Source organism: Amycolatopsis mongoliensis, assembly GCF_030285665.1.
In the GTDB taxonomy this organism is placed as follows: Bacteria; Actinomycetota; Actinomycetes; order Mycobacteriales; family Pseudonocardiaceae; genus Amycolatopsis; species Amycolatopsis mongoliensis.
On sequence record NZ_CP127295.1, the window covers coordinates 2,577,200 to 2,592,282 of the forward strand.

The 15,083-nt window shown below is 69.7% G+C and carries 14 protein-coding genes; 8 read left to right on the top strand and 6 right to left on the bottom strand.

The features are described 5' to 3' along the window. Positions 1-47 precede the first annotated feature (47 nt). On the top strand, positions 48-1,241 hold the full coding sequence (locus QRX60_RS12485) for an oxygenase MpaB family protein (protein WP_286000937.1): 1,194 nt from the start codon (positions 48-50) through the stop codon (positions 1,239-1,241). 23 nt (positions 1,242-1,264) lie between these two features. Beyond that, on the top strand, positions 1,265-1,846 hold the full coding sequence (gene dcd / locus QRX60_RS12490; protein ID WP_286000938.1) for a dCTP deaminase: 582 nt from the start codon (positions 1,265-1,267) through the stop codon (positions 1,844-1,846). On the opposite strand, the gene QRX60_RS12495 is transcribed toward dcd, so the two are convergent. Continuing rightward, positions 1,843-3,039, bottom strand: coding sequence for an FAD-dependent oxidoreductase (locus tag QRX60_RS12495; RefSeq protein WP_286000939.1), 1,197 nt, complete (start codon positions 3,037-3,039; stop codon positions 1,843-1,845). The genes dcd and QRX60_RS12495 overlap by 4 nt on opposite strands. 73 nt (positions 3,040-3,112) lie before the next feature. Here QRX60_RS12495 and QRX60_RS12500 point away from each other — a divergent pair, with 73 nt between their 5' ends. The 3 genes from QRX60_RS12500 (at position 3,113) to QRX60_RS12510 (ending at position 8,960) form a co-directional block, all read left to right on the top strand. Then, positions 3,113-3,583 carry a MarR family transcriptional regulator gene (locus QRX60_RS12500; RefSeq protein ID WP_286000940.1) on the top strand — a complete coding sequence of 157 codons (471 nt, stop codon included), beginning with the start codon at positions 3,113-3,115 and terminating at the stop codon, positions 3,581-3,583. Between the two features lie 69 nt (positions 3,584-3,652). After that, on the top strand, positions 3,653-8,116 hold the full coding sequence (locus QRX60_RS12505; RefSeq protein WP_286000941.1) for a DUF7507 domain-containing protein: 4,464 nt from the start codon (positions 3,653-3,655) through the stop codon (positions 8,114-8,116). Between the two features lie 160 nt (positions 8,117-8,276). Beyond that, positions 8,277-8,960 (top strand): CAP domain-containing protein, encoded by a 684-nt coding sequence (locus tag QRX60_RS12510; RefSeq protein ID WP_408630228.1) that lies wholly within the window; start codon positions 8,277-8,279, stop codon positions 8,958-8,960. Between the two features lie 6 nt (positions 8,961-8,966). Here the strand turns inward: QRX60_RS12510 and QRX60_RS12515 are convergent, their stop codons facing one another. The 3 genes from QRX60_RS12515 to QRX60_RS12525 all read right to left on the bottom strand — a co-directional run bounded on the left by QRX60_RS12515 (position 8,967) and on the right by QRX60_RS12525 (position 13,104). Next, a complete protein-coding gene (locus tag QRX60_RS12515) occupies positions 8,967-9,971 on the bottom strand; it encodes a cation diffusion facilitator family transporter (RefSeq protein WP_286000943.1) in 1,005 nt (334 codons plus the stop codon). A 17-nt stretch (positions 9,972-9,988) separates the two neighbouring features. Then, entirely contained in the window at positions 9,989-10,447 is a 459-nt protein-coding gene (locus tag QRX60_RS12520; RefSeq protein ID WP_286000944.1) for a DUF742 domain-containing protein, read from the bottom strand. 428 nt (positions 10,448-10,875) lie between these two features. Continuing rightward, positions 10,876-13,104 carry a (Fe-S)-binding protein gene (locus QRX60_RS12525; protein ID WP_286000945.1) on the bottom strand — a complete coding sequence of 743 codons (2,229 nt, stop codon included), beginning with the start codon at positions 13,102-13,104 and terminating at the stop codon, positions 10,876-10,878. 153 nt (positions 13,105-13,257) lie between these two features. Between QRX60_RS12525 and QRX60_RS12530 the strand changes: the two genes are divergently transcribed. From QRX60_RS12530 to QRX60_RS12540, 3 genes are read left to right on the top strand one after another with little or no spacing between them, the layout of a single operon-like run. Continuing rightward, the gene (locus QRX60_RS12530) at positions 13,258-13,587 is read left to right on the top strand and encodes a DMT family transporter (protein WP_286000946.1); all 330 of its coding nucleotides are present in this window, start codon (positions 13,258-13,260) and stop codon (positions 13,585-13,587) included. Beyond that, positions 13,584-14,144 (top strand): TetR/AcrR family transcriptional regulator, encoded by a 561-nt coding sequence (locus QRX60_RS12535; protein ID WP_286000947.1) that lies wholly within the window; start codon positions 13,584-13,586, stop codon positions 14,142-14,144. Before QRX60_RS12530 ends, QRX60_RS12535 begins: the two co-directional genes overlap by 4 nt. A gap of 21 nt (positions 14,145-14,165) precedes the next feature. Next, on the top strand, positions 14,166-14,600 hold the full coding sequence (locus QRX60_RS12540) for a GNAT family N-acetyltransferase (protein ID WP_286000948.1): 435 nt from the start codon (positions 14,166-14,168) through the stop codon (positions 14,598-14,600). Here the strand turns inward: QRX60_RS12540 and QRX60_RS12545 are convergent. Next, complete coding sequence (locus QRX60_RS12545; RefSeq protein WP_286000949.1) at positions 14,578-14,925, bottom strand: GNAT family N-acetyltransferase; 348 nt, start codon at positions 14,923-14,925, stop codon at positions 14,578-14,580. The genes QRX60_RS12540 and QRX60_RS12545 overlap by 23 nt on opposite strands. Continuing rightward, entirely contained in the window at positions 14,922-15,083 is a 162-nt protein-coding gene (locus QRX60_RS12550; RefSeq protein ID WP_286000950.1) for a DUF397 domain-containing protein, read from the bottom strand. The genes QRX60_RS12545 and QRX60_RS12550 overlap by 4 nt, the downstream gene beginning before the upstream one ends.

Below are 15,083 nucleotides of genomic sequence, written 5' to 3' on the forward strand. Positions count from 1 at the left end.
CGCGCTTCAAGTGACAACACTTGTTGTCGACCTCGGAGGTGAGTGCCATGGATGAGCCCGAGCTGTTCCGGCAAGGCGGGTTCCGGCTGGCCCAACGGCTGTTCATCGAAGGGGACATCCGGGGAGACGAGCGGCAGGTCGCGCGGCTTCGGGAGTTCGCCCAGGTCGAGGACCAGCGCGCCGACGACGTCGTCGCCTGGATGGCGCAGCAGCCGAAAGGGCAGGGGCGAAGGCTCTTCGAGGACGCCTTGAAGAACGGCGTCGAGACCCCCGGGCCGCTCAAGGCCTTCTTCGACGAGGTCAACGCGAAGCCCTACTGGGTCGACGACGAACGGCTCGAGCGTGGGGCCAAGGCCATCACCCGGGCCGGTCTGCTCGGCCTCTTCCCGCTCGGCGACATGTCGCTGATGGGCGGCTATCTCGCGTCCCGCGCCACGAAGTCCCTGGTCGGGACCGGAGAGATCGAGTACAAGGCCACGCGGCGGCTCGTCGAGACCGCCACCTGGTGGATCGACGTCACCACGCCCGGTGCCCTGAAGCACGGCGAGCAGGGCTACGCCTCCGCCCTTCGGATCCGGCTCGTGCACGCCCACGTGCGCGCCGCCATGAACCGGCGGGACGACTGGGACTACGACGCCTGGGACCGGCCCGTCAACCAGGTCCAGACCGCCGGCACGCTCCTGCTCTTCTCCCTCGTCTACGTCTTCGGCACGCAGCTGCTCGGCCTCCGCTACTCCGCCCGCGAGCGCGGCGACATCCTGCACCTCTGGCGCTACATCGGCTGGCTCATGGGCGTCGACGACGAGCTGCTGCCCACCTCCGAAGAGGACGCCTGGCGGCTGCTCTGGCTGCTCGCCGCCACCGAGTTCATCCCGGACGACGACTCGAAGCGCCTCGCCAAGGCGCTCATCGAGGCCAACGGCGCCGTCGGTGAGGGGCGCGGCGCCGTCGGGAAGGTGCTGTCCCACGTCTCCGTCGCCGTGCACTCGTCGATCAGCCGGCTCGTGCTCGGGAAGACCAACGCCGACTTCCTGGGGCTGCCGAACGACCCCGTCGCGCAGGCCGCGATCGTCGCCGTCGCGGGGGTCAACTTCGCCGCCGAGACGGTGCGGCGGTTCATCCCCGGTGCCACCGCGCTGCAGGAACGGATCGGTGAGGCCGGGCGCCGCGGGTACGTGAAGCGGCTCGAGAAGATCTTTGCGCCCGACACCAGCTACGCGCAGCACATGCGGGCCGCCTGAACCCACCGGATAGGCTTCGCGGCGTGCTGCTCAGTGACCGTGACCTCCGCAAAGAGCTCGACGCCGGCCGGCTCGGCATCGACCCCTTCGATCCCGCCATGGTCCAGCCGTCCAGCATCGACGTCCGGCTCGACCGGTTCTTCCGGGTCTTCGACAACAGCAAGTACACCCACATCGACCCGCAGCTGCAGCAGGACGAGCTGACCTCGCTGGTCGAGAAGGAGGGCGAAGAACCCTTCGTGCTGCACCCGGGTGAGTTCGTGCTCGGCTCGACGTTCGAGCTCGTCACCCTCGCCGACGACCTCGCCGGCCGTCTCGAAGGCAAGTCGTCGCTCGGCCGGCTCGGGCTGCTCACGCACTCGACCGCCGGCTTCATCGACCCGGGCTTCTCCGGGCACATCACGCTCGAGCTGTCGAACGTCGCGAACCTGCCGATCACGCTCTGGCCGGGCATGAAGATCGGTCAGCTGTGTATCTTCCGGCTCTCCAGCGCGGCCGAGTTCCCGTACGGCTCGAGTGAGGCCGGGTCCCGCTACCAGGGACAACGCGGCCCGACCCCGAGCCGGGCGTACAAGAACTTCCACCGCGTCGACACCTGGCGCTAGGCCGCGATCTTCTCGGTCCAGTCGATGTGGTGCTGCCACATGAAGGCGTTCGGGTCCTCGTCGAACGGCTTCGAGAACACCCGCTTGATGAAGAAGTCGCGGACGACGCGCCCGACCGGCCCGATGACCTTCTGGTCGCCGTTGCGCTTCCCGGCCGCGACCACGGCCTCGACGCGCTCGCGCCGCAGGCCTTCGTAGGTGGCGAGTGCCTGCTGGACGTCCGGCACGTCGCGCAGGCATTTGCCCAGCGTGACGGCGTCTTCGATGGCCATCGACGCGCCCTGGCCCGCCGCCGGTGACGTCGCGTGCGCCGCGTCGCCGATGATCACCATGCGGCCGCGGTGCCAGACCGGGACCGTCGGAAAGTCGAACGTCGGCCACGCCGGGTAGATCTCGCGGGTCGCGCGGATGATCTCCGCCGCGGGCGTCCGGTCGCGCGACACCAGGTGCAGCAGCTCCGCCCGCAGCTTCTCCCCGGCGAGCGTGGCCAGCTCGGACGCGGTGGGCTCGGTCTTGCGGGCCGGGTTCGCGAACCACCAGACGCGCCCGTCCTTCGGGCTGACCACGTGGCAGAAGAACACGCGCTTGCCGAAGACCATGTTCAGCACGCCCGGCTCGTCTTGCAGGGTCAGGCCTTCGGCGAACCCGCCGGTGTTGAGCAGCGGCACGTACCGCGGCGCCGGCGCGTCCGGGTCGATGATCGTGCGGACGCGCGAACGGAGACCGTCGGCGCCGACCAGCAGGTCGCCCTCGGCGTGCGAGCCGTCCGAGAAGTCCGCTCTGACCTGGGAAGCCGTCTGGCTCGCGCCGATCAGGCGGTTGCCGTACTCGGCGTGGATCCCGCGCCGGGCGGCCTCGTCGCGCAGGGCGACGTAGAGGTCGGAGCGCAGCACGGTCTGGGTCACGGTGCCGTCGGGAAGCGTGCCGCCCAGTGTGAACTCGGTCAGCCGGGTGCCGTTGCCGAGCCCGATCGACATCCGCGGCGAGTCGAAGCCGGTGCCCTTGACCACGTCTTTCAGGCCGAGCGGGAGCAGGGCGTCCAGGCCGTTGATCGCCAGCGTGAGGAACGCGCCGACGCCCTCGGCGCCCCGGTCGTACGCCTCGAACAGCACCGGTTCGTGCCCGGCTTCGTGCAGGGCGATGGCCGTGATCGTGCCCGCGATGCCGCCCCCGATGATCAGTGCTCGTGTCATCTCGTTCGCCCTCTCGAATCTCTTAGAAACTAATTCGTTCTGTCGAACTAAAGAGTGGGCTAGGCTGGGGCCCGTGTCAAGCGAGCGAGCGCACCTGGTCGAAGAAGTCCTGCTCAGGTCCCGGGAGCTGTCGACGGAGACGGTCATGTTCCACACCGCGATCTCCGAGACGCGGGGGCTGTCGGCGGTCGACAGCAAGGTCCTGGACTACCTGGCGCGGTTCGGGCCGCAGACGCCGAAGGACCTGGCGCGGCTCTCCGGCCTGGCGCCCGCGTCGGTGACCGCGATGATCGACCGGCTGGAGCGCAAGGGCATCGTCGGCCGCCGGCCGCACCCGGACGACCGCCGCCGCGTCCTCATCGCGCTGGACGAACAGGCGATCGCGAGTGGCGTGCACCTGTGGGACAACCTCGTCAAGCGCATGTACGAGCTGTGCGACCGCTACACCGACGACGAGCTCCGCACGGTGATCGGGTTCGTCGAGGGGGCCACCGCACTCACCCACGAATCGACGGCGAAGCTGACCGGATTCACGGACGGGTGAGATTCGGCGCGCGAAGCCTTCTCCCGTGCCAGGCTCCCTAGGTCGTCTCGACCCCGGAGGTGGCGAGGAGTGCCGTTGCCCGAAAGACCGCTTCGCCTGGTTCTCGTTCTGGCACTGGTCTTCTTGGCCTCGGCGCTCGTGCCGGCGGCCGGTGCGGCCGACGCCCCGCCGTTCGCGGTGGGCTACGACGACGTCGTCTACGGCGACTTCCTGTACGCGGGCAACGGCGTCCTGCGCTGCCCGGTCGCTGCCGACCACGCGCCGACCGCCGGCCCGGTCGACACACCCGCGGCGTGCGCGAACACCGCGGACCGCAAGGACACCCTGGTCAACGACGACTTCTTCATGCAGTGGGCCGACGTCGACGCCGACCCCGGCACGTTCGACTCCGCGAGCGCGTCCGTGAGCATTCCGCCCGGCGCCCGGATCGTCTTCGCCCGCCTGAACTGGGCGGGCAACACCACGGGGACGACGTGCGGTCTTCGCGAGGGCGTTCCCGCCGTGCCTCCGCCCGGGAACCCCGCCACGCAGGTCGTCCGGCTTTCGGTGGGCAGCGCGAAGTCCGTCGACGTGAAACCGTCGTCCTTCGCCGAAGACGGCCCGTACTACTCCGCGCACGCCGACGTGACCGGCCAGTTCGCGGGCGCGCCGACCGGCTCCGCGCTCGACGTGACCGTCGGCAACGTCTGGGCTCCGCGGGGGTTCGACTGCGTCGGCGGCTGGTCGATTGCCCTGGTCTACGCGTATCCGTCACGCAATCCCGACTTCGCGCCGAACAAGCGCAAGGTCGTCGTCTACGACGGGCACGTTCGCCAGGCCTCCGACGTCCCCGCGGAAACGACGATCACCGGCTTTCGCGCGGCGGCCGCCGACGCACACATCGGCGTCACCGCCTACGACGGCGATTGGGGCGGCTCCGGCGACCAGTTCCTGGTCGACGGCACCCCGGCCGCCGAGCCCGCGACCGGCGGGACGTCGAACTTCTTCGTCTCCAACGCCGACAACGCGGCCGCGCCGGGGGTGAAGAACAACTTCAGCGTGGACGCGAAGGCGTTCAACGTCGACACCATCCCCGCGGGCGCGACCAGCGCGCGGCTCGGCTTCGTCACCAGCGGGGACACTTATCTCGCGCAGAACATGGCGTTTTCCGTGCCGGTGCCCGAACTCCAGGTCGCCCTGCGCGCGACGCGGCCCAAGGCGCACGCCGGTGAGCCCGTGACGTTCGCCGTCGCCGTGACCAACCCGGGCGGCGTCGCGGCGTCCGGGGTCCAGGTCGCCGACGAGGGCTTTCCGGCCTGCGCCAAGCCACTCGGCACCCTCGCCCCGGGGCAGACGGTCACCTACGACTGCACCGGCCCCGCCCCCGCCGACGGCTTCACGAACACGGTGAAGGCGACCGGCGCGAGCGCGCTCGGTGACGCGCTCGAGGGCACTGCGACTGCCGCCGTCGACGTCGTGCACCCGTCTTTGGCCATGACGAAGACGGCGGACAAGCCCGCCTACCGGGTCGGCGACACCGCGACCTTCACGATCAAGGTCACGAACACCGGCGACACCGGGCTTTCCGGCCTGCAGGTCACCGACGCGAAGGCGCCTTCGTGCGCCCTCGCCGGGGCTCTTGCCCCCGGTGAAAGCCGCACGACGACGTGCACGGCCAAGGCCCCGATCGCCGACGGCGTCAACACCGCGAGCGCGGCCGGCACCGACGAGCTCGGCAAGCAGGTCACGGCCACTGCGGACGCTCCCGCGCCGACGATCGCGCCCGCCGTCGAGATCACCAAGACCGCGGACCCGCCGGTGATCCACGCGGGCGACGCCGTGATGTTCTCCGTCGCGGTCAAGAACACCGGCGACAGCCCGCTCGCACCGGTGAAGGTCACCGACGACACGACGACGTCGTGCTCCCGCACGTTCGACGGCCTGGCCGCGGGCGCGACGCAGACGTACACGTGCACGGCGAACCCGTCCACGACGACGACGTCGCACGTCACCGCCACCGGCACCGACCTCTCGGGACAGCCGGTGGCCGCCACCGCGTCGGCGACCGTCACGGTGATCACGCCGGCCCTGACGCTCGCGAAGGACGCGGCGCCCGGCGTCGTGCGCGCCGGCGACCCGATCACGTTCACGATCAGCGTCGCCAACGCCGGTGACGTGCCGCTGACCGAGGTCGCCGTCACCGACGACCGCACACCGGCGTGCGCCAAGGCGATCGGTGCGCTGCCGCCGCAGGGCAGGCAGACGTACACCTGCACGGCGCCGGCCCCGCCGGACGGCTTCACCAACACGGCGGCCGCGTCGGGGAAGGACCAGCTCGGCCGCACGGTGAAGGTCACCGACGACGCCGTGGTCGACGTGATCCACCCAGGGGTGGCACTCGCCGCGCAGGCTTCGCCCGCGGCGGTCCGCGAAGGCGACACGGTGACGTGGACGATCACCGCCACCAACACCGGCGACGTGCCGCTGACCGGCGTGACGGTCGCGGACGACCAGGTCGCGGGGTGCGCGAAGCCGCTCGGAACGCTCCAGCCGCAAGCGACTTCGGCGTACACGTGCACGTCGGTCGCGGGCGCGACCGGCTTCACGAACAAGCCTGCGGTGACGGGCGTGGACCCGACGGCCCGGCCGGTGACGGCGAGCGCGGAGGCCGCGTTCGCCGTGCAGCACCCGGGCGTGGCGGTCACCGCGGAGGTCACGGGCGGGCCGTTCCGCGAAGGCGACGCGGTGCCGCTGCGGATCACGGTGCGCAACACGGGTGACGTGCCGCTGACCGGCTTGCGGGTCACGGACGCGCAGGCGCTCGGCAAGCTCGCCACGAGCACCGGCGCCACCGGCCCGCAGGCGCGAGCCACCGGCTGCGCCCAAGTCCTCGACGGCGCCCTCGAACCCGGCGCCACCAGGGACTTCGGATGCACCCTCACCGCACCGGCCGACGACGTCACCGCCGCCGTCCGGGTCACCGGCACCCCACCGGTCGGCCCGCTGGTCACCGCCGAGGGCAGCGCGCACGTCGACGTCGTCCATCCGGCCGTCACGATCGCCAGGACCGTCGAGCCGAAGGTCGTTCGCCCGGGCGACACCATCACCTCGGCGATCACCGTCACCAACACCGGCGACAGCGTGCTGCGCGACGTCTCCGTGGCCGATCCCGGCGCACCGGCATGCGCCAAATCCCTGGGTTCACTCGAACCGCGAGCCACGCAGGACTACAGCTGCACTCAAGTTGCCGGCGAAGCCGACTTCACGGCCACCGCGGCCGTCACCGCCACCGACGCCACGAACCGTCCCGTGACCGCCACCGCCGGGGAACCGGTCGATGTCATCCACCCGGCGGTCACCATCACGAACGACGCCACGCCCGCGCAGGTCCGGCAAGGCGACACCGTCACGTTCACCCTCGTCGTCACGAACACCGGCGATGTCCCGCTGACCGACGTGTCCATTGCGGACAGTCGCACTCCGGCGTGCGCTCAGTCCATCGGCACCCTCCCTCCCGGCGCTCTCCAGCACCACTCCTGCACGGTAAACGCCGGCACCGACAGTTTCGTGAGCTCCGCCACCGCAACCGGCACCGATCCGACGAACCGCCAGGTCAGCGCGACCGACGAGGCCGCCTACACCGTCCTGCACCCCGCACTCTCCGTCACACACGACACGAAGGGCCCCTTCCGCCAAGGCGACACCGTGCCGTTCACGGTCACCGTCACCAACACCGGCGACGTCCCGCTGACCGCCGTGACCCTCACCGACGGCCAAGCCCCCACCTGCGCGAGGACGTTCGACAAGCTGGAAGCCGGGCAAGCGCAGAAGTACGACTGCACCATGACGGCGCCGAACGACGACGTCGTGAGCACCGTCGAAGCCAAGGCGACCGCGCCGGTCGGCCCGCCGATCACGGCCGGCGCGCCCGCGAAAGTCGACGTCATCCACCCGGAAGTGCAGCTCACGAAGAACGCGAAGCCCGGCACCGTCCGGGTGGGCGACGAGGTCACGTTCACCATCGACGTCCGCAACACCGGCGATGTCCCGCTGACCAGCGTGTCCATTGTGGATGACGACTGCGCCGCAAAGTTCGACAAGCTCGACGTCGCGGCCACCCAGACCTACACCTGCACCCGCAAAGCGCCGGACGACGACTTCACCGCCACCGCCGAAGTAACGGGAACGGACCCGACCCATCGCTCCGTGCAGTCGAAGGCCGAAGCGAAAGTCGACGTCGTCCACCCCGAGATCGCCCTGATGAAAGACGCGGCGCCGTACCAAGTCCACCCGGGCGACACCGTCACGTTTTCGATTCTGGTCAAGAACACCGGCGACGTGCCGCTCACCGCCGTGTCCGTCGTGGACGATCACACGACGTCGTGCGCGCACACCACGCCGGACCTGACTGTCGACGGCGAAATCACCTACACCTGCACGACGATCGCGGGCAAGGAGGGCTTCACCGGCAAGGCGACCGTCACCGGCCAAGATCCGACCGGCCGCCCCGTGACGGCGTCCGGCGAGGCCACCTTCACCGTCCGAAGCGGCTGAACGGAGTAACGCCGAAGCGTCCGATTGCCGCGGAATTCGTGTCGGTCGTCGAATGCCCGGCGAAGAAATGTGACCAGTGCGTTCGCAGGGTTCTCGCTGTAATCGTTCCGTGATACGTTCTCGCGCCGTGTCCCCCATTGGTGAACGTGCTCGCGTGGTGATGGTGTCACTCAGTGTGCTGCTCGGCGTTTTCTCCGCCGCGACAGGCACCTGGATGGCGACCGCCGAAGGAAACACCGCTGAGCTCGGCGCCGCGGCCCTGGTGCTGCCCGACGCCCCGGCCGGCTCCGGGGGCGGCAGCGGCACCGACCTGGAGGGCGGCAAGGCGCCGGCCCCGAAGCAGGCCACGACCGACGCCCCCGCGTCGACGACGTCCAGCGCGGCACCGGCTCCGACCGAGACGTCCGAAGCGCCGCAGCCGACGACGTCCGAAGCGGCTCCGCCGCCGAGCACCAAGCCCGTGGCCCGCGTCGCGTCCTCGACCGTCGAGCAGGTGATCTCCCTCGTCAACGACGAGCGCTCGCAGGCGGGCTGCAAGCCGCTGGCCGAGGAACCGCACCTGACCGAGGCTGCGCAGGACTACAGCGACGACATGTCGGCCCGGAACTTCTTCGCCCACACCAACCCCGAAGGCGTGACGTTCGACCAGCGCATCAAGAACGCCGGCTATTCGAAGCCGGGCGCGGAGAACATCGCGAAGGGGCAGACGTCCGCGTCGCAGGTCATGACCGCGTGGATGAACTCCGAGGGCCACCGCGCGAACATCCTGAACTGCTCGCTCACCAAGATCGGCGTCGGCTTCACCAAGGCCGGCAACTACTGGGTCCAGGACTTCGGGTACTGAGCGCCGCTAAGCCGGCTTGTTCCACCGCTCCGCGATGTCGCCGTAGCGGGCCAGCACGGTCGCGCGCAGGTCGGGATCCGTCCGCGGCACCGGCTCGATGAACACCTCGGTGACGTCGTTGAACGAGTCGGTCAGCTCGGCCGCGATCCGGACGCAGGCGCGTTCGACCTCCCCGGCGCCGAGGGAGTCGTCGAAGTCGACGCGGGTGCAGACCAGCACCTGGTCGGTGCCCATCAGCATGGTCTGCAGGTCCACGACGGCCTCGATCTCCGGCGCGGCCGAGAGGTGGTCGCGGACGCCGCGGACGATTTCCGGGTTGGCCTGGCGGCCGATGAGCAGGCCGCGGTTGGTCCGCCCGAGCAGGTAGGCGACGAAGGCGAGCAGCACGCCGATGACGATCGACGCGGCGCCGTCCCAGACCTCCGAGCCGGTGAGCTGGTGCAGCCCGATGCCGCCGAAGGCGACCAGCAGGCCGATCAGCGCGGCCGAGTCTTCGAAGAGCACGGTCTTCGGCGTCGGGTCGTCGATCAGGCGGAGGTATGCCCAGAATGACCGGTTCTCGGCACGGGACTCCCGGACGGTCTGGCGCACCGCCTGCACCCACGAAGTGCCTTCGAGCAGGAACGCCACCGCCAGCACGATGTAGCTGAGGATCGACGTGCTCTGCGCCTCGCCGTGCCCGAACAGCGTCGAAACGCCCTCGTAGAGCGCGAACATCGAGCCCGACGCGAAAATCGACACCGCCGCGAGCAGCGACCAGAAGTAGCGCTCCTTGCCGTAGCCGAAGGGGTGCACGCGGTCGGCCGGCCGGTCGGAGCGTTTCAACGCCGTCAGCAGCAGGACTTCGGTGAAGGTGTCCGCGACCGAGTGCGCCGCTTCGGAGAGCATCGCGCCCGAGCCGGTGATGATGCCCGCGATCAGCTTCATGATGGCGATCGCCAGGTTCACCCCGCCGGCGAGCAGGACGGTCAGCGTGCTTTCGCCGCCGGAGTTTTCGGGTTCCTCGCTCACCCTGGTGAGCGTAATGGTCAGAGGCGGCGCAGGCCGTGCAGCACGCGTTCCATGAGCGCCACCGCCGGACGGCCGTCGGTGTTCACCCGGTTGTCGTGGATCGTGATCAGGCCCTGTTCCGCCATGTCGTCGAGCAGCACCCGGGCGACGCCGAGCGGCACGCTGAGCCTGGCGGCGACCTCGGCGACCGAGCGCGGGTGGTGGCACAGGGTGCGCACCGAGCGGAACTCGCCGCTCAGCCGGGCGCCGTTCCAGTGCGAGCCGGTCCGGGTCGAGACCATCGCCTCGATCGCCAGGTGCCGCCGCGACTGCGTCCGGCCGCGCGTGAGGACGTAGGGGCGCACGAGGGTCCGCTGCATGGGGAGCTGGCCGGCCGGCTCCATGCGGAGCTCGCCGACGGGCGGGATATCGCGGAGGGCGTGCCGGCCGGTGGCTTCCCCGAACCCGGTTGCCGTGGTCCGCAGGTCCTCGCCCATCCGCGCTGCCCCCTGATTCCGTGATCGTCGACATGGCCTCGCTGGCAGCGATGGCGGCGAGGAAAAGCCAGGATACGCCGGATGACGGGGCTTTTGGCCAAGGTTTCTTCTTGGCCTGATGGGCCATTTCGGTGAATATCGTGAACATTATTCGGGTAATCGATTGCCGTTACGAAATCCCAGCTAGTGGACGTGTTCGGCGGCTGGTGACAACCCGTAGCCCGACGGCTACGAGAATGAGAACGGACTGCTCGATTATCGCCGTTGTCCCGTGGGAATGGTCGAATTCATGCCGACCTGGCAATAAGTCAGCAATGCGCCCGCGGCCAGCGGGAACGTGGGCGGGCGAAGCCGGAGGACGACAACCACGGCAGGCTGGTGGCCGACGGCCCGGCCAGGACATCCGTCGTGGCCGGGCCGTGAGTGCGTCAGGCTTCTTCGGAGGCCGTCTCCGCCAGTGACGGCGCGCCGAGGGCGATCGGCTTCGGCTCCGGCTTGCGCTTGACCGACTCCAGCAGCATCTGCGCGACGTCGACGATCTCGACCTTCTCGCTCGCGGTGCCGTCGGCCTGCCGCGCGGTGAGGCCGTCGTTCAGCATCACCTTGCAGAACGGGCAGCCGGTCGCGATCTTCGACGGCGCGGTGCCGAGGGCCTCGTCGACGCGCTCGACGTTGATCCGCTTGCCGATCTTCTCTTCCATCCACATGCGGGCGCCGCCGGCACCGCAGCACATCGATTTGTCGCCGTGCCGCGGCATCTCGCGCAGCTGCGCGCCGGTCGCGCCGACGAGCTCGCGCGGTGCCTCGTACACCTTGTTGTGGCGGCCGAGGTAGCACGGGTCGTGGTAGGTGACGTCCTCGGCGACCGGCGCCACCGGCACCAGCTGCTTCTCCCGCACCAGCCGGTTCAGCAGCTGCGTGTGGTGCACGACGTCGAACTGGCCGCCCAGCTCCGGGTACTCGTTGGCGAGGGTGTTGAAGCAGTGCGCGCAGGTCACGACGACCTTGCGTGTCTTGCGCTCCCGGCCCTCGAACACCGAGTTCAGGATCTCGACGTTCTGCTGGGCCAGCATCTGGAAGAGGAACTCGTTGCCCGCGCGGCGGGCCGGGTCACCGGTGCAGGACTCCTCCGAGCCGAGCACCTTGTACTTCACGTCGGCCATGTGCAGCAGCTCGGCGACCGCGCGCGTCGTCTTCTTCGCGCGGTCCTCGAACGCGCCGGCGCAGCCGACCCAGAACAGGTACTCGGCGTCGCCCATGTCGCCGTCGAACACCGGGACCTCGAAGTCCAGGTCCTCGGTCCAGGCCAGCCGGTCCTTGGCGTTCTGGCCCCACGGGTTGCCCTTGTTCTCCAGGTTCTTGAACATGCCGTTCAGCTCGCTGGGGAACGACGACTCGATCATCACCTGGTAGCGGCGCATGTCGACGATGTGGTCGACGTGCTCGATGTCGACCGGGCACTGCTCGACGCAGGCGCCGCAGCTGGTGCAGGACCACAGGACGTCGGGGTCGATGACGCCGCCGTCGTCGCCGATCAGGGCTTTCTGGGACTCCGCGATGGCAAGGACGTCGATGCCCGCGTACATGTTGTCGCCGGACAGGCCGACCTCGTCGCCCGCCATGTCGCGCTTGCCGCCGGCCAGCAGGTACGGCGCCTTCGCGTAGGCGTGGTCACGCAGCTGCGTGATCAGCAGCTTCGGCGACAGCGGCTTGCCGGTGTTCCACGCGGGGCACTGCTCCTGGCAGCGGCCGCACTCGGTGCAGGTGGAGAAGTCCAGCCAGCCCTTCCAGCTGAAGTCCTCGATCTTGCCGACGCCGAAGGTGTCCTCGTCCGGGTCGGCTTCCTCGAGGTCGAGGACCTGGCCGCCGCTCATCATCGGCTTGAGCGCGCCGAGGGCGACGCCGCCGTCCTGCTCGCGCTTGAAGTAGATGTTGAAGAACGCGCTGAAGCGGTGCCAGGCGATGCCCATGGTCATCGTGCGCGCGACGACGATCAGCCACACGGTGGCGCTCATCAGCTTGACGAACGCGAAGACCGTGACCAGGTTCGGGCTGGCCGGCAGCAGCTCGCCGATCGGGTTCGAGACGAAGGCGGCCCAGGTCGGCGTCTCGTGCGCGCCGAGCGCGGCCTTCGCGGCGCGGACGCCGATGATGCCGATGCCCTCGATCAGGACGACGGCCTCGATGAAGTACGCCCACTTGAAGTTCGAGCCCTGGAAGCGGCTCTGGCGGTCGGCGCGGCGCGGGTGGTTGCGCTGGCGGATCGCCATCAGCACCAGGATGCCGACGATCGTCCCGACCCCGAGCAGCTCCATGAGCAGCTGGAACGGCGGGAAGTCGTCGAGGACCGGCCAGCCCCAGCTCGGGACGAAGACCTCGCCGTAGGCCTCGAACAGGGCGAGCGAGCCGAGCAGGAAGCCCCACATGACGAGCCAGTGCGCGGGGCCGACGCTGCGCTTGCGGTTCATCCGCGTGTGCGCGGCGAACTCCTTGATCAGCGTCTTCATGCGCGGCACGAACGGCCCGTTGCGCGTCGAGTCGGGCTGCCCGAGGCGGATCACCCGCACGAAACGGGCGATCGTCGCGGCGAACATGCCCCAGGCGACGAGGCCGAGCACGACGGAGATCCCGCCGAGCGTCAGTTGCAGAGCGCCCATCGTTCGGGTGCCTTTCGTCCGGATAAAACTGTGGTGGTGCGGGGAGACTAACCTTTCTTACTGATGAGTAACCCGTTGAGTGGCCCTAAGTCCCACCGATGTGGTGTACGTCGCTCTTTGTTTCGGGACGATCGTTCAGGTAGTTTTCACCCTATGGGTGCGTACCTTCTCCTCGCGCTGGCGATCGCCGCCGAGGTCTCCGCGACGGTCTCGTTGAAGCTCTCCGAGGGCTTCTCCAAGCTCGGGCCGTCGATCGTCGTGGTGGCCGGGTACGCCGTCGCGTTCGTCGCGCTGTCGTACGTGCTGAAGAGGGGGTTGCCGATCGGCGTCGCGTATGCGATCTGGGCCGCGGCGGGCGTTGCCCTGGTGGCGATCGTCGGCGTCGTGTTCCTCAAGGAGCCGGTCAACGCGGCGATGATCGCGGGGCTGGCGCTGGTCATCGGCGGCGTGGTGCTGATCGAACTCGGGAGTGCATCGACGTGAAACTGCAGGTCGACGGCCGCAAGGCGCGCGGGGACAAGCGGCGCGCGGAGATCATCGAGGCGACGCTGCGGGTGATCGAGCGAGACGGCGTCGCGGGCGTCACGCACCGGATCGTCGCGGCCGAGGCCGGGGTGCCGACGACGTCCACGACGTACCACTTCTCGTCCCTGGACGACCTGCTGATCGCGACGCTCATCTCGTGCGCCCGCGACATGGCGACCGAGGTCTACTGGATGATCGACCGGGCCCGCTCTCGCGGCTCGCGCGGGGCCGAGGAGGTCGCCGGCCTGCTCGCGGAGGCCCTGGGGCCACGCCGCGGGCGCACGATGGCCGAGTACGAGCTGTACCTGCTGGCGGCACGGAAGCCGGAGCTGCGCCCGGCCGCGCGCCGCTGGCTGGACGTCCTGACGTCGATGGTCCGCCACGACGACGAAGTGGCGTTCCGGGTGTTCCTCGCGGGCATCGACGGGCTGCTGATCCAGGGCCTGATCGACGACGAGCCGCCGTCGGCGGAAGAGCTGCGCCCGGTGGTGGACTACCTCATGAAACCGCGTTGACGCCCGGCTTATTTTCGGATCATGCGGACCTTCGGTGACTACGAGCTCGACGACGACCGGACGCGGCTCGACCTCGATGTGGTGTGGAAGTTCCTCTCGACCGAGGCCTACTGGGGCCGGTGGCGCACCCGCGAGCAGGTCGAAGCCGCGATCGGCGGTTCGTGGCGGGTCGTCGGTGCCTACCGCGGGGACGAGCTGGTCGGCTTCGCGCGCGCCTTCTCCGACGGCGTCGGGTCGGCCTACCTCGCCGACGTCTTCGTCGTCGACTCCGCCCGCGGTACCGGGCTCGGCAAGGAACTCGTGCGGGAGATGATCGACAACGGGCCCGGCGCCGGCTTCCGCTGGATGCTGCACACCGCCGACGCGCACGGGCTGTACCGGCAGTTCGGCTTCGGCGAGCACACCAAGGGCCGCTACCTGGAGCGCGAAGGCGTCAACCAGGAAGCCCTGCGCTGACCAGACGGCCGTCGCCGGTGAACCCGAGCCGCCGGTAGAGGCTCGCGGCATCGCGGTTGTCGGCGGCGACCTGCAGTGTCACGGGTTTCGTCCCGGCCCGGTCGAGGATCGCGCGGACCAGCGCCTCGCCGACCCCGCGCCGCCGAGTGTGCGGTGCGACCCACATCGAGCCGAGTTCGACGGTGTCGCCGCGCGGGAAGCCGGTCGCCATTCCCACGGCTCGGCCGTCGGATTCGGCGATGACGTTGTGGGTGCCTGCGAAGCGGTCTCGCCAGCGCTGCTCGGGTGCGCCGGCCCAGTCGTCCGGGCCGGCGACGCGGATCACCGGGTCAAGCCGCGTACGAGCGCATCCCACGATCGGGTGGAGATTTCGAGCGTGCCGCCCGGGCGGTCCTTGGTGTCGCGGATCCGCACCACCGGAGCGAGTGCCACTTCCACGCATTCCGCCTCTTGCCCGCTGTAGCTCGACTTCCGCCAGATCAC